Here is a 14,578-nt window from a genome sequence, read left to right as displayed (position 1 = left end):
CCCGGCCCCCGTTCCCTAGGGCCGCCTCGGGCCTCTGTCCCGGAGTCGCCCCGGCCCCAGCCCCAGAGCCCGTCCCCGGACCCCGGCCCTGTCCCAGGGCTGCCCTCGGGCCCCCGTCCCCAGTCCCGTCCCAAACCCCTGTCCCGGAGTCGCCTCGGGCCCCGTTCCCCAGGGACGTCCTGGGCCGCTGTCCCGGAGCCGCCCCCGGGCCCCCGCCCCCAGAGCCGCCCCCGACCCGTCCCCAGAGCCGCCCCGGCCCCAGCCCCAGAGCCCGTCCCGGGGCCGGGGGACGTTTGGTCCTGGCTCTCACGGGCACTTGGAGCGCCCTGGCCCCCGTACGCCCGGGAGATTCGTGTGAGCCCAGTACGCATAGTGATCGTCGGTGCCGGATTCGCGGGTTATCAGGCCGCCCGTACCCTCTCCCGCACCCTGCGCGGCGCGGCGGACATCGTCCTGATCAACCCCAATGACTATTTCCTGTATGTGCCGCTGCTGCCCGAAGTGGCCGCCGGGGTCCTGGAACCCCGACGCGTCTCGGTCTCCCTCACCGGCACCCTGCCGCACGTCCGGCTGGTGCTGGGCGAGGTGCACGGTGTCGACCTCGACGCCCGCCGGATCTCCTGGCGGGACCCCGACGGCCGGTCCGGCGAGATGGACTACGACCGGCTGATCCTCTCCGTGGGCAGCGTCAACAAGCTGCTTCCGATTCCCGGTGTGGCCGAGCACGCCCGCGGCTTCCGCGGGATGCCGGAAGCCCTCTTCCTGCGCGACCACATCACCCGGCAGATCGAGATGTCCGGCACCGCGAAGGACCCGCGGGAGCGGACCGCCCGCCGCACCTTCGTGGTGGTCGGCGCCGGATACACCGGCACCGAGGTGGCCGCCCACGGGGTGCTCTTCACCGACTCGCTCGCGCGGAAGAACTCCACCCTGCGCGGCGCGCCCCGCCCCCGCTGGATGCTGCTCGACATCGCCCCCCGGGTGCTGCCGGAGCTGGACAAGAGGCTGTCCCGGACGGCCGACCGGGTGCTGCGCAAACGCGGTGTGGAGGTCCGCACCCGCACCACGGTCAAGGAGGCCACGGCGGACGGGGTGCTGCTGGACGACGGCGATTTCATCGACACCCGGTCGCTGATCTGGTGCGTCGGGGTGCGCCCCGACCCGCTGGTGGAGCAGATCGGGCTGCCGACCGAACGCGGCCGGCTGCGGGTCGACCAGTATCTGGCCGTGCCCGGCTATCCGGACGTGGTGGCCTGCGGGGACGCCGCCGCGGTGCCGGACCTGACCCGGCCGGGCCAGTTCACCCCGATGACCGCGCAGCACGCCCAGCGGCAGGGGAAGATCGCGGGCCACAACGTCCTCGCCTCCCTCGGACGCGGCACCGCCAAGCCGTACAAACACCACGACCTCGGGTTCACCGTCGACCTCGGCGGGGTGCAGGCCGCCGCGGACCCGCTGCACATACCGCTGTCGGGGCCGGTCGCCAATGCGGTCACCCGCGGCTACCACCTGATGGCGATGCCGGGAAACCGGGTCCGGGTCGCCGCAGACTGGCTGCTCGACGCGGTGCTGCCACGCCAGGCGGTGCAGCTGGGGCTGATCCCGCCCTGGGCGGTGCCGCTGGACACCGAGTCGCCCGAGGTCGCACAGACGGCGCGGGTGGGCGGCGGCTGACCGCGGCCCGCCGCGCCGGCGTGAGAAGCGGCGGCCGACCGCCGGTGGCAACGCGGCAGCTGACCGCCGGCGAAACCTGGAAGGAGAACAATGCGACACCAGCAGCTCAGCGAGCTCGGGCAGCAGCTCCGTGTGGACTCGGTGCGTGCCGCCGCGGCCGCCGGGTCCGGCCATCCCACGTCGTCGATGTCGGCGGCGGACCTGATGGCCGTCCTGATGGGCAACCATCTGCGCTATGACTTCGAGCAGCCCGAGCACCCGGGCAATGACCACCTGATCTTCTCCAAGGGGCACGCCTCCCCGCTGCTCTACTCGATCTACAAGGCGGCCGGGGCGCTCCGCGACGAGGAGTTCCTCACCTTCCGCAAGCGCGGCAGCAGGCTGGAGGGCCACCCCACCCCCCGGCTGCCGTGGGTGGATGTGGCCACCGGATCGCTCGGCCAGGGGCTGCCCTACGGCGTGGGCACGGCGCTCAGCGGCAAGCGGCTGGACCATCTGCCGTACCGCGTCTGGGTGCTGTGCGGGGACAGCGAGCTGGCCGAGGGGTCGGTGTGGGAGGCGTTCGAGCACGCGGGGTACGAGCGGCTCGACAACCTCATCGCCATCATCGACGTGAACCGGCTCGGCCAGCGCGGGCCCACCCGCCACGAATGGGACCTGGACGCCTACGCGCGGCGCATCCGCGCCTTCGACTGGCACACCGTCGAAATCGACGGCCATGACATCGAGGCCATCGACCGCGCGTACGCCGAGGCGCTGTCCACCGTCGGCCGCCCCACCGCCATCATCGCCCGCACCATGAAGGGCCGCGGCGTCGCCTCGGTGGAGAACCGCGAGGGCATGCACGGCAAACCGCTGAAGAACGCGGAGGAGGCCATCGCCGAACTCGGCGGGGTGCGCAACCTGGCCGTGCCGGTGCTCGGCCCGCCCTCGGTGACCCCCACCCGGCCCTCTTCCGAGGGGCCGCTGGTCCTGCCGCGCTACAACCCCGGCGACTCGGTCCCCACCCGGGACGCCTTCGGGGAGGCGGTGGCCGCCGTCGGCACCGCCCGCGGCGATGTGGTGGCGCTCGACGGCGAGGTGGGCGACTCCACCCGGCTGGAGTACTTCCACAAGGAGCACCCCGAGCGGTACTTCGAGTTCTTCATCGCCGAGCAGCAGCTGGTGGCCGCCGCCGTCGGCATGCAGAACCGCGGCTGGAACCCGTACGTCTCCACCTTCGCCGCCTTCTTCACCCGCGCCTACGACTTCATCCGGATGGCCTCCATCAGCGACGCCGGCCTCAACCTCATCGGCTCCCACGCCGGGGTGGCCATCGGCGAGGACGGGCCCTCGCAGATGGGCCTGGAGGACCTGGCGGCCCTGCGGGCGGTGCACGGCAGCACAGTGCTCTACCCGAGCGACGCCAACCAGGCCGCCCAGCTGACCGCGGCCATGGCCGAGCGGTCCGGCATCCGTTATCTGCGCACCACCCGTGGTGCGACGCCGGTCATCTACCCGCCCTCCGAGACTTTCCCCATCGGCGGTTCGAAGGTCGTCCGGGCCACCGAGGACGACCGGGTCACCCTCATCGGCGCGGGGGTCACCCTGCACGAGGCGATCGAGGCCGCCGACCGGCTCGCCCAGGAGGGCATCCCCGCCCGCGTCATCGACCTGTACTCGCTCAAGCCGGTGGACGTCGAGACGCTGCGCACCGCCGCCGAGGTGACGGGGCGGCTGATCACCGTGGAGGACCACCACCCCGAGGGCGGGCTGGGCGACGCGGTGCTCGCGGCGTTCGGCGACGGCCGTCCGGTGCCCCGGATGGTCCGGCTCGCGGTGCGCACCATGCCGGCCTCCGCGACCCCCGCCGAGCAGCTGCACGACGCGGGGATCGACGCGGACGCGATCGTCGCGGCCGCGCGGGACCTGGCCGGCCGGGACAGCTGAGGGCACGACACGGCCGGAAGGACCGGAAGGAGCGGACACATGGGCATCAAGCGGGGAAAACGCGTGGTGGTGATCGGGGCCACCGGCAATGCCGGGACGAGCGTGGTCCGCGCGCTCGGCGAGGCCCCGGACATCGAGTCGATCGTGGGCGTCGCCCGCAGGGTGCCGAACTGGTCGCCGCCGAAGACGACCTGGGCACGGGCGGACATCGGGCGGGACGCCGGTGAGGAGGCCGATCTCGTACGGCACCTGCAGGGCGCCGACGCGGTGATCCACCTCGCCTGGCTCATCCAGCCCAGCCACCGGCCCGCCGTCACCTGGGACACCAACGTCCTCGGCAGCGCCCGGGTCTTCGAGGCGGTGGCGCGGGCCGAGGTGCCGGTGCTGGTGTACGCCTCCTCGGTGGGCGCCTACTCACCCGGGCCCGAGGACGGCCGCCCGGTGGACGAGTCCTGGCCCACCCACGGCTGGCCGGAGGCCGCGTACTGCCGGGAGAAGGCGTATGTGGAGCGGCTGCTCGACGCCTTCGAGCTGGAGCATCCGCAGATCCGGGTGGTGCGGATGCGGCCCGGTTTCCTGTTCAAGGAGGAGTCGGCGGCCGAGCAGCGCCGGCTGTTCATGGGGCCGTTCCTGCCCCGGCGGCTGATCCGCTCCGCCTTCCTGCCCGCGGTCTTCGACCTGCCCGGACTGCGGCTGCAGATCCTGCACACCGACGACGTGGCCGAGGCGTACCGGCTGGCGCTCGGCCGGGAGGTGCGCGGCGCCTTCAACCTCGCGGCCGAACCGCCGGTCGACGGCGCGACCCTGGCCGGTCTCCTCGACGCCAGGACGGTGCGGATCCCGCGCGCCGCCGCCCGCTCCGCCATGGCCACGGCCTGGCATCTGCATCTGCTGCCGCCCTCGCCCCAGCTGTTCGACGCCGCCCTGCGGCTCCCGCTGATGGACACCACCCGCGCCCAGCGGGAGCTGGGCTGGCGGCCCCGGCACACCGCCGTCGAGACGCTCCGGGAGTTCCTCACCGGGCTGCGCCGCGGCACCGGGATGGAACAGACCGCTCCGCTCGCCCCCAAGCTGCCCGGCGGACGGCCGGGCGAGGTCACCTCGACCGGGGTGGGGGAGCGCCCCTGACCGCCGGGCGGACACCGCGGGCCGGGTGAGACGCGGCACAGGAAACGGGCTCAGCGGCGGCAGCCGCCGCCGGGCCCGTTCCTCCGTGGCCCGTGCCCCCTAGTCCTCCCATGCCCCTCGTCACCCCTGAGCGACTCCCGTACGCTGCTGCCCAGTTGATCGGGAAGCCGACAGGGGTGGGGACATATGGGCAAGGCGGGGAGTCCGGCGCGCGGTCATGCCCGGCGCACGGGAACGGTGGCGGTCGCCATGGCGGCCGCCGCACTGTGTCTGACGGCATCGGCGCAGGCCCGGCCCGCCGCCGCGGACGATCCGTCCTACTCCGCCACCACGTCGGTCGGGGTGCACAACGCCTACGAGAAGGCCAAGTACCCCTACTTCGCCGACGCGCTGGACTCCGGCGCCTCGCTCCTGGAACTCGACGTGTGGACCAACGTGTTCGGCGCCGGCTGGCGGGTCTCGCACAGCAATCCGTTCGGCAACGACAACAACTGCGAGAACGCCGCCGGTCCGGCCGAGCTGCGCACCAAGGCCCGCAACCAGACCCTGGCCGGCTGCCTCGCCGACATGCGGGCCTGGCACGAGGCCCATCCGGGACACCGGCCGATCCTCCTCAAGGTCGAGATGAAGGACGGCTTCTACGGCAAGAGCGGACGCGGCCCGGCCGATCTCGACGCCCTGCTCGGCACCACTCTGGGCGACGCGCTGCTGCGTCCGGCGGACGTGGTGGGCGGCCACGCCGACCTCGACCAGGCGGTGCGGGCGGGCGGCTGGCCGTCCCGCTCCGCGCTCGCCGGGAAGTTCGTCGTGGAGCTGATCCCGGGCACGGTCGAGGAGAACAACCCCCTGGACACCCTGTGGACCGACCGGGAGTACGCCACCCATCTGCGGGACCTGTCCGCCGCCGGGAAACTGGGTCAGGCCGCCGCCTTCCCCGCCGTCCACCGCGCCGCCACCGGCGACCCGCGCACCCGCTACACCGACGCCACGCTCCGGCCGTGGTTCGTGCTCTTCGACGGGGACGCCTCCGCGTACGTCACCGGCGGTATCGACACCGCCTGGTACGACGACCGCCACTACCTGCTGATCATGACGGACGCGCACCAGGTGGCACCCGCCATCGACGGCACCAGCCCGACCGAGGCCCAGGCGCGGACGAGGGTGTCCGAACTCGCCGCCCGGCACGCCAGCTTCGCGACCGCCGACTGGTATCCGCTGCCGTCCGTGCTGTCCACCGTCGTCCCCCGTGGCTGAACACCCGCCGCCGGGTCCCCGCCCGGTTGACCGCCGCCGGGTGGAGGTGCGGGACGGCCGAGACGAAGAGCGAGCGGCGGACGGGCGGTAAGCCGCGCCCGTGCCGGACGGCGCCGCGCACGCTGCCCGGCGCGGGCGGTCCGGGCCGCACGGCACGCGGCTGATCCCGCCCACCCGCGTCCACCAGCGGCTGCGGGCGGGGCTTTGTCATGTCCGGCGTACCCGAGTGACGTTGTAGAGTCGCGGAGTCAGGCGGCGGGGTGCACGGTGGAGGGGGTCGGTGTTGAGGGGAGAGGCGTATGGCCTGCCACACATACCGGGTGACCGAACTCGTCGGCTCATCCACCGAAAGTGTCGACGACGCGATCAGAAGTGGCATCGACCGGGCCTCCCGGACGCTCCGGGAACTGGACTGGTTCGAGGTCACCGAGATCCGCGGGCATCTCGAGGGCGGCCGCATCGCGCATTACCAGGTGGGGCTGAAGGTGGGATTCCGGCTGGAGGACAAGACGGCCTGACCCGCTCCGGCAACGGCCGCCCGTGCTCACGTGGGTCAGTTCGCCCGTGCTCACATGGGTCAGCCGGGAGGGCGCGGCGGCTCGGCGGCGCGGCCGATGGCGCCCCGGATCGCGTCCTCGGCGCTCCCGGCGGGGGAGCCGACGATCCCGGTCACCCGGTGGGCGGGGGCCGCGGCAGTCGCCCCGGCACGCGCGGCGGTGCCTTCGCCCCTCCCACCCTGCCCCGGCGCCCCGGGCTCCGCGAGCCGGCGGCGCCCCTACGGCACCACGGTGACCGGCCAGCGCCCCGCCTTGACCAGCCGCACCGCCACCGAACCGACGAAGCGGTGCCCGGCCTGCTCGGACGCGCCCACCACCACCGCGTCGGCCTTCAGCTCGTCGGCCGCCTGGACCAGGCCGTTGTACGGGTCGCCGCGGAAGGTGTGGAACTCCCAGCGCACCTCCAAGACCCCGCGTCGCCGCTCGGCGGCCTCGCGCATCTCGCGCATCAGCTCCTCGGCGACCTCAGCCGTGGTGTCGGCCACCGACGCCCCCAGCGCCGCCCCGCCGGCGAGCACCGGCTGGACGTAGACCACCACGAGCAGCGCGTTCTGCCGTCTGGCCAGTCCGGCGGCGTAGGCCGCGGCGCGCCAGGAGGATTCGGAACCGTCCAGTCCGGCCACGATGACCTTCGGTCCGTCGGTTCCCCGTTCAAAAGACGGAGGGAGATTGTCCACCACATCTGCGAGGCTAGCGCCAAGGACGGGCCGGTGATCAACCGGGCCGTACCGCGGGGCCGGCCCACCGGCGACCGCGTCATGACCGCCACGTACGACAGGAGAGACAATGGGCGGCACCCACGGGGGCGAACTTCTCGCCATCAGCGACCTGCATGTGGCCTATCCGGAGAACCGGGCGATCGTGGAGCGGCTGCGGCCCGGCTCCGACGACGACTGGCTGATCGTCGCGGGGGACGTCGGCGAGGTGTTCTCCGAGATCGAGGAGGTCCTCGGGCTGCTGAGCGAGCGCTTCGCCAAAGTCATCTGGTCCCCGGGCAACCACGAGCTGTGGACCCATCCCAAGGACCCCTTGGAAGTCCGCGGGGTGGCGCGCTACGAGGCACTGGTGGAGATGTGCCGGGCGAAGGGCATCGTCACCCCCGAGGACCCCTACCCCCTCTGGGAGGGCATCGGCGGGCCGCTGGTCATCGCCCCGCTGTTCCTGCTCTACGACTACACCTTCCGCCTCGACGGGCTGGCCACCAAGGAGGCCGCGCTGGCCCACGCCCATGACGCGGGCGTGGTCTGCACCGATGAGCACTTCCTGCACCCCGACCCCTACCCCACCCGCGACGCGTGGTGCCGGGCCCGGGTCGCCGAGACCGAGGCCCGGCTGGCCGCCGTGGACCCGGAGCTGCGGACCGTGCTCATCAACCACTGGCCGATGACCCGGCTGCCCACCCGGGTGCTGCGCTACCCCGACTTCGCGCTGTGGTGCGGCACCGAGCTGACGGCCGACTGGCACGTGCGGTTCCGGGCCGAGACCGTTGTCTACGGCCATCTGCACATCCCCCGCACCACGGTGGAGGACGGGGTGAAGTTCCAGGAGGTCTCGGTCGGCTACCCCCGGGAGTGGAAGGCCCACGGCCGGCTGCCGGAGGACCCGCTGCGCCGGATCCTGCCGGTGCCGGTGCCGTAGCGGGCCTCACGGTGCCCGGCGGGGCCGGGGCGTCGGGGCGTCACGCTGTCCGGTGGGACCGGAGCGCCGGGGCCTCGCGCTGTCCGTGGGAGCCGGGCATCCGGTGGGCCAGGGGGCGTCCTGACGGGCCGGAGGGCGGCGCCGGCCGCGGTCGGGGCCCGGCCCGCCGCCCCTGGCTTCCGGAACGGACTAACGGACTCAAGACCCTCCCCGGGCGCTGGGGAACAGATCGGTGAAGGCCGTGGTGGAGTCGCCGACCGACCGTCCGAAGGGCTCGTCGAAGTCCCACACCAGGAAGAGCAGGAAGACGATGAGCGCGGTGAACATCACCGCGAGCATCAGCTCCCGGGGGGAGCGGCGGATCTGCAGGGTGAAGACCAGCCCGATCACCAGCGCCGCGCCGAGCACCAGTCCGAACCAGACCAGATGGGGCATCGTGGGCCCGGCGCTCTGCTGCCGGGCACCGCGCGCCTCGTCCACGGCGGCCACCTGATCCACCATCGGCTGGTACGCCTGCGCCTGCAGAGCGCTGTGCGGGGTCGCGAGGCTGACATCGCGGCGCAGAGTGGTCAGCAGCTCGGCACCGCGGTCGGTGAGCTCGCCCTTGTCGAGCATCACCTTCCACTCCGTGTGCACCACATGGCGCACATACGCGTCCACGTCACCGCGGACGCGATCGCGCACCGGGCGGGGGTAGACACTCACCCGCTCGGTCACTTCGTGGAGCGCCTGCGCCTCCGTACGGACCCCGTCCTGCGCGGCGCCGCGCGCCTCCCAGACGCCGGCGATCGCCAGGCCCAGCACGATCGCGTAGACCACGCCGATCATCATGATCATGTAGTCGAGGACATCGGGGGTCTCGTCCGGGTCGGTTCCGACCCCGAGCCGACGTGCGTTGAGGAACGCCCCGATCACCACGACCACGCAGGTCCCGGCCATCACCAGGGTCATGAGCAGCCATTCGGGCATGGACAACCTCCCAAGCGGTTCGGCGGTGCGCCGTCAGCCGCGCCGCCCGCGGCGCGCCGCGGAGCGCGAACGCGGGCGCAGAGCGGCGGCCGCGAGGATCGCGGGCGCGGTGAGCAGCAGGGTGAAGGTGACCAAGGAGGTCCCGGTGTCGGGTTGCTCGCGGGCGGGCTTCTGATACGCGTGCATCTCGACGGCTCGGGTCCTGGTCGGTGGGGGAACCGGCTTGGGGGGCGATGCCGGAGGTCTGGTGCGCGGGGGCGGGGGCGGGGACGGCAGCGGAAGCGCGGACGAGGGGGCCCGCACCGTCCTGGTGGGCGCGGGAGTGGGGCTCGCGGCGGCCGTCCGGCTCGGCGCGGGCGTCGGCGTCGGCGTCGGCGTGGGCGTCGGCGTGGCGGACCGGCTGGGGGTGGGCGTCGGGGTCGGGGTGGGCGAAGGACGGGGCGGCGTCGGCGTGGGAGTCGGTGTCGGCGTGGGGGTCGGCGTAGGCGTCGGTGTGGGAGTCGTCGTAGGCGTCGGCGTGGGACACCAGCCGTACCGGGCGATGACCCGGATCCGGCCCACCGAGGAGGCGACGCAGATGCACAGACCCGGACCGATCCTGATCCGCACCGAGATGCGCGGTTCGCCGTCCGGGGCCCCGGGCCCCGCCCCGGCCCGGGGAGAGGAGGTCGGGCGGGGCGCGGTGGACCTGGCCGCCGGGCCGTCACCACCCGGGTCGGCCGAGGCGGTCGCCCCCGCCGAGGCGAGGACCAGGGCAGTGGTCAGGACCCCCGCACGCCATAATCGCTGCCATCGGTTCACGAGAAGATGTTCGGCCGAACGGACGCCCGCCAGCCGTATGAACATCGTGATTCCCCCGAATAGGGGAATACGCGCGGAGATTGGCGCATCGAGCTTCAGGGAGGGAGCTGCAGGGACCTTCCGGCGGGATCGCTCAGCGGGTCCCCGGCCCACGGGCCTCACCTCATCGCGTCACCGCGCGTCCTTCGGGCGGGCCCGCTCCAGGATCGGACCGGTGTCCGTACCCGGCGGCAGGGTGCCGAAGGCATGCCCCCAGTCCCCGTCGAGCCGCGAGGCGCAGAACGCGTCGGCGACGGCCGGGTGGCTGTACCGCACCAGCAGGCTGCCCTGCAGCACCAGCGTCATCTGCTCGGCCAGCCGGCGCGCCAGCAGCTGAGCCCGCTGGGGGTCGGCGAGTTGGGGCAGCAGCCCGCGCAGCCGGTCCACGGCCGCGTCCAGCCGGGCGTCGGCTCCGGCGGCGGTGCCGACCTCGGCCAGGAACGCCTCCAGCGCGCCCGACTCCCGGCTCAGCGCCCGCAGCACATCGAGCGCCGCGACGTTCCCCGAGCCCTCCCAGATCGAGAGCAGGGGCGCCTCGCGGTACAGGCGCGGCATCCCGGACTCCTCCACGTAGCCGTTGCCGCCCAGGCACTCCAGGGCCTCGGCGGCGTGGGCCGAGCCGCGCTTGCACACCCAGTACTTGCTCACCGCGAGCCCCAGCCGGCGCAGCGCCGCCTCGCCCTCGTCCCCGGCCTCCGCGTGGTCCAGGGCGGCCGCGAGCCGCATCGCGAGCGTGGTGGCCGCCTCCGACTCGACCGCCAGATCGGCGAGCACATTGCGCATCAGCGGCTGGTCGACCAGCTCGGCGCCGAACGCCCGGCGGTGCTCGGCGTGGTGCAGCGCCTGCCGCAGCCCGGCCCGCATGCCCGCCGCCGAGCCGATCACGCAGTCCAGACGGGTGACGTTGACCATCTCCACGATGGTCCGCACCCCGCGGCCCGGTTCGCCGACCCGCCAGGCCAGGGCGGACTCGTACTCGATCTCGGCCGAGGCGTTCGAGCGGTTGCCCAGCTTGTTCTTGAGCCGCATCAGCCGCAGCGGGTTGCGGCTGCCGTCCGGCAGCACCCGGGGGACCAGGAAGCAGGTCAGCCCCTCCTCCGTCCGGGCCAGCGTCAGGAAGACATCGCTCATCGGCGCGGAGGTGAACCACTTGTGGCCGGTGAGGAGGTAACCGCCGTCACCGGTCGGTACGGCCCGGGTGGTGTTGGCGCGGACGTCCGAGCCGCCCTGCTTCTCCGTCATCGACATGCCCGCGATCAGGCCCCGCTTGCCCAGCGGCGGCCGCAGCCCGAAGTCGTAGGCGCGGGCGGCCAGCAGCGGTTCGTACACCGCGGCGAGCTCCGGTTCGGCGCGCAGCGCCGGGATGGCGGCGTACGTCATGGAGATGGGGCAGCCGTGGCCGGGCTCGGCCTGCGCGAAGGCGTAGAACTTGGCCGCGCGCACCAGATGGGCGCCGGGGCGGCTCTCGCTCCAGGCCGCCGCGTGCTGGCCGCTCTCCACGGCGGCCCCCATCAGCTGGTGGTAGGCGGGGTGGTACTCGACCTCGTCGACGCGATGGCCGTATCGGTCGTGGGTGTGCAGCACCGGGGGGTGCTCCTCGGCCAGCCGCGCCCACTCCTGGACCTCGGCGGAGCCGGCCCGCGCGCCCAGCTCCCGCACCTCGCGCTCGCCCCAGCCGCCGCCGTCCCGGCGCAGGGCCTCCGTCAGGGCGGGGTCGTCCGCGGTGCTGAAGCCGACCAGCGGCGGCACCTGGTTGAGGACCTCGTGGGTAGCGCTCATGGCAGACATCTCCTGGGTTCGCGGCGGTCTCCCGCGGCCGGCCGGCCGGTTCGGCCTTACACTTCCATCATGCGTGATCCGGAACTGTAATGGATAGGCTTTCGGGTAACCATGGACGACACCGGAACGCTCACCCTGCGACCGCTGACCGCGCGCTCCATCGTGCTGAGCACCCTGCTGGGGCATCACCCGCCCCAGCTGCCCGCCCGCGCGCTGGTGCGCGTCGGCGCGCTCTTCGGCACCGCGGAGGGCACCATCCGGGTCGCCCTCACCCGTATGGTCGCGGCCGGTGACCTGGAACAGCGCGGCGGTACCTACCGGCTCACCGACCGGCTGCTGGCCCGCCAGGCGCGGCAGGACGACAGCCGCGCCCCCCGCACCCGGCGCTGGGACGGCGGCTGGGAGATCGCGGTCGTCACCTCCGAACGGCGCGAGGCGGCCGAGCGCGCCGCCCTCCGCCAGACCATGGCCGCCCTGCGCCTGGCCGAACTGCGCGAGGGCACCTGGATGCGCCCCGCCAACCTCGTCCGCCCGCGCCCGGACGTCGTCGCCGAGCAGTGCGCCTGGTTCACCGGCGCGCCGGAGGGCGACCCGGCCGGGGTCGCCGCGCGGCTGTGGGACCTGCACGGCTGGGCCCGTCGGGCCAGACGGCTCGGCGCGGCGCTGGACGGCGCGGAGGCGCCGGCCGAACGGTTCACCGTCGCCGCCGCCGTCCTGCGGCACCTTCTCACCGACCCGGTACTCCCCGCCCGGCTGCTGCCGAAGGACTGGCCGGGCGCCGAGCTGCGACGCCGCTACGACGCGTTCGAACGGGACTTCCGTGCGCTGTTGCCGCGGTACGCCGGGGGCGGCTGAACGGGGGCGCCCCCGGGGCGGTGCCCCTCGCCGGGCGCACCGCCCCGGGAGCCGCGTCCCCTGGAATCCGGTGCCCCTGCTGGGTGTGGCCCCGGGGTGTTGGTGTGAGCCGTAAGCCGAGGGTGCTGCCTGGGGTGCCGTGCGTCACGGGGTGGGCGGTGAGGTGGGCCGCCGGGGCCGGGTGCCGCTACCAGGGCGTCGGGGCGGGTTGCTGGGGTGGCCGGGGCGGCCGGGGTGTGCCGGACGGTGCTCGGGGTGCCGCGGGGCGTTGGCCCCCGGCGCCCAGGGGCTGCTGGGGACTGGGTGCTGCCCCGGGGTGCCGAGGCGGGTTGCCGGGGGCTGGGTGCCCCGCGGCGTTGCCCCACCGGCCACCGGCACCCACCGGCGTGCGGGCGCCGTGAGGGCGCCCCCGCCGCGCCGCCCCCGCTATCCCCGTCGCTACGCCGACTCGCGCACCACCAGCTCGGTGGGGAGTACCAGCGCCGGTTCGATGGGCTCCCCGGCGGTCAGCCGCAGGAGTTGGCGGGCCAGCCGGCGGCCGATCCCCTCGATCGGCTGGCGCACGGTGGTCAGCGCGGGCTCGGTGTAGCGGGCGGGTTCGATGTCGTCGAAGCCGACCACCGCCACGTCGTCCGGCACCCGCCGGCCCGCCCGGCGCAGCGCCCGCAGCACCCCGATCGCCATCAGGTCGGAGGCCACGAACACGCCGTCCAGCCGCGGCTCCCGGTCCAGCAGGTCCCGCATCGCGACCGCCCCGGACTCCTGGGTGAACGCCCCGACCGCCACGCACGCCTCCAGCCGTGCCCCGGCCAGCGCCGCCCGGTAGCCCGAGAGCCGGTCGATCCCGGCCACCATGTCCTGCGGGCCCGCGACCGTGGCGATCCGGGTGCGTCCGGAGCGGATGAGGTGCGCCACGGCCAGCGCCGCGCCCGCCGCGTTGTCCACCCCCACGTACGGCGGCGACGCCGGGCCCAGCGCCCGCTCGTTGCAGACCACCGGGACGCCCATCCGGGACAGCGCGGACGGCAGCGGATCGGCGCCGTGCATGGAGGCGACCATGACCCCGTCGACATGGCGGGCCAGGGCGAAGCGCTCGATGCGGTCGCGGCTGGCGGGGGAGCGGGCCATCATCAGCACCAGCTGCTTGTCGGCGGACTCCAGCTCCTGGCTCACCCCGCGCACCACGCCCGGGAAGAACCGGTCGTCGGAGAAGACCCGGCCCGGCTCCTCGGGGAGCACCAGCGCGAAGGAGTCGGTGCGCTGGGTGACCAGGCTGCGGGCCGCCTGGTTGGGGACGTAGCCCAGCTCCTGGATGGCCTTCAGCACCGCCTCGCGGCTGTCCTCGCCGACCTTGGGGGAGCCGTTGACGACGCGGGAGACCGTGGCGCGTGAGACGCCCGCGCGCCGTGCCACGTTCTCCAGGGTGGGCCGGGGCCGGTGCATCCGCGCATACCTCGCTGTTCGCTCACTGGTGGTCGCTCCAGCATGGATCAAGACCGGTCAGGGCGCGAGGACGCGGGCACGGCAGATCGACGGGGAGCCCCAGGCCGAGCGCAGGGCGCGGGCCTTGCGGATCCACAGCGACAGGTCGTACTCGTCGGTGTAGCCGAGCGCGCCGTGCAGTTGGAGGGCGGTGCGCGCCGCCGTGTACGCGGCCTCGCCGGCGGCCACCTTCGCGGCGGCGACCTCCTTGCGGGCGTCGGCCGCGGGCTTGGACGCGAGCGCCACCGCCGCCCCGTACAGCAGCGGCCGGGCGAATTCCAGCCCGATGAGCGCGTCCGCCAGCCGGTGCTTCACCGCCTGGAACGAGCCGATCGGGCGGCCGAACTGGGTGCGCTGCCCGGCGTACGCCGCGGTGCGCTCCACCAGGGTGAGCCCGGTGCCGAGGGCCAGCGCGGCCGTGGCGAAGGCGGCCCAGTCCGCGGCGTGCGCGGCGGCCGCGGCCACGGCCGGGC

The 14,578-nt window shown here is 74.1% G+C and carries 13 protein-coding genes; 7 read left to right on the top strand and 6 right to left on the bottom strand.

Going from position 1 to position 14,578, the window contains the following annotated elements; all coding sequences use genetic code 11:
* Window positions 1-354 precede the first annotated feature (354 nt).
* The 5 genes from AXW62_RS35875 (at window position 355) to AXW62_RS35855 (ending at window position 6,503) form a co-directional block, all read left to right on the top strand.
* Entirely contained in the window at window positions 355-1,674 is a 1,320-nt protein-coding gene (locus tag AXW62_RS35875; RefSeq protein ID WP_060948096.1) for an NAD(P)/FAD-dependent oxidoreductase, read from the top strand.
* Between the two features lie 90 nt (window positions 1,675-1,764).
* On the top strand, window positions 1,765-3,603 hold the full coding sequence (locus tag AXW62_RS35870; protein ID WP_060948095.1) for a transketolase: 1,839 nt from the start codon (window positions 1,765-1,767) through the stop codon (window positions 3,601-3,603).
* Between the two features lie 39 nt (window positions 3,604-3,642).
* Window positions 3,643-4,731: an NAD-dependent epimerase/dehydratase family protein gene (locus AXW62_RS35865; RefSeq protein WP_060948094.1), complete on the top strand. Its 1,089-nt coding sequence runs from the start codon at window positions 3,643-3,645 to the stop codon at window positions 4,729-4,731.
* 249 nt (window positions 4,732-4,980) lie between these two features.
* Complete coding sequence (locus AXW62_RS35860) at window positions 4,981-5,985, top strand: phosphatidylinositol-specific phospholipase C domain-containing protein (protein WP_370682960.1); 1,005 nt, start codon at window positions 4,981-4,983, stop codon at window positions 5,983-5,985.
* 299 nt (window positions 5,986-6,284) lie between these two features.
* Window positions 6,285-6,503 (top strand): dodecin, encoded by a 219-nt coding sequence (locus AXW62_RS35855; RefSeq protein WP_060948092.1) that lies wholly within the window; start codon window positions 6,285-6,287, stop codon window positions 6,501-6,503.
* 257 nt (window positions 6,504-6,760) lie between these two features.
* Here AXW62_RS35855 and AXW62_RS35850 read toward each other — a convergent pair whose 3' ends face one another.
* Entirely contained in the window at window positions 6,761-7,222 is a 462-nt protein-coding gene (locus AXW62_RS35850) for a universal stress protein (RefSeq protein WP_060948091.1), read from the bottom strand.
* Between the two features lie 106 nt (window positions 7,223-7,328).
* On the opposite strand from AXW62_RS35850, the gene AXW62_RS35845 reads away from it, so the two are divergent.
* Window positions 7,329-8,180: a metallophosphoesterase family protein gene (locus AXW62_RS35845; RefSeq protein ID WP_030825422.1), complete on the top strand. Its 852-nt coding sequence runs from the start codon at window positions 7,329-7,331 to the stop codon at window positions 8,178-8,180.
* A gap of 198 nt (window positions 8,181-8,378) precedes the next feature.
* On the opposite strand, the gene AXW62_RS35840 is transcribed toward AXW62_RS35845, so the two are convergent.
* From AXW62_RS35840 to AXW62_RS35830, 3 genes are all read right to left on the bottom strand, one after another.
* Window positions 8,379-9,149 (bottom strand): bestrophin-like domain, encoded by a 771-nt coding sequence (locus tag AXW62_RS35840; protein WP_060948090.1) that lies wholly within the window; start codon window positions 9,147-9,149, stop codon window positions 8,379-8,381.
* Window positions 9,150-9,182: 33 nt separating this feature from the next.
* Window positions 9,183-9,335 carry a hypothetical protein gene (locus AXW62_RS44245; protein WP_159061033.1) on the bottom strand — a complete coding sequence of 51 codons (153 nt, stop codon included), beginning with the start codon at window positions 9,333-9,335 and terminating at the stop codon, window positions 9,183-9,185.
* 786 nt (window positions 9,336-10,121) lie between these two features.
* On the bottom strand, window positions 10,122-11,768 hold the full coding sequence (locus tag AXW62_RS35830) for an acyl-CoA dehydrogenase family protein (protein ID WP_060948089.1): 1,647 nt from the start codon (window positions 11,766-11,768) through the stop codon (window positions 10,122-10,124).
* A 111-nt stretch (window positions 11,769-11,879) separates the two neighbouring features.
* On the opposite strand from AXW62_RS35830, the gene AXW62_RS35825 reads away from it, so the two are divergent.
* Entirely contained in the window at window positions 11,880-12,623 is a 744-nt protein-coding gene (locus AXW62_RS35825) for a PaaX family transcriptional regulator C-terminal domain-containing protein (RefSeq protein WP_060948088.1), read from the top strand.
* 438 nt (window positions 12,624-13,061) lie between these two features.
* On the opposite strand, the gene AXW62_RS35820 is transcribed toward AXW62_RS35825, so the two are convergent.
* Window positions 13,062-14,066, bottom strand: a complete 1,005-nt coding sequence (locus AXW62_RS35820) for a LacI family DNA-binding transcriptional regulator (protein ID WP_060948087.1) — start codon at window positions 14,064-14,066, stop codon at window positions 13,062-13,064.
* 57 nt (window positions 14,067-14,123) lie between these two features.
* Window positions 14,124-14,578, bottom strand: a 455-nt coding sequence (locus AXW62_RS35815; protein WP_289306038.1) for an acyl-CoA dehydrogenase family protein, incomplete at its 5' end; no start/stop codon positions are given.

The sequence above is a fragment of the Streptomyces hygroscopicus subsp. hygroscopicus genome (assembly GCF_001553455.1).
Classification (GTDB): domain Bacteria; phylum Actinomycetota; class Actinomycetes; order Streptomycetales; family Streptomycetaceae; genus Streptomyces; species Streptomyces hygroscopicus.
The sequence above is the reverse complement of the archived record's forward strand: the minus strand, read 5'-3'. Positions and strand labels throughout refer to the sequence as shown.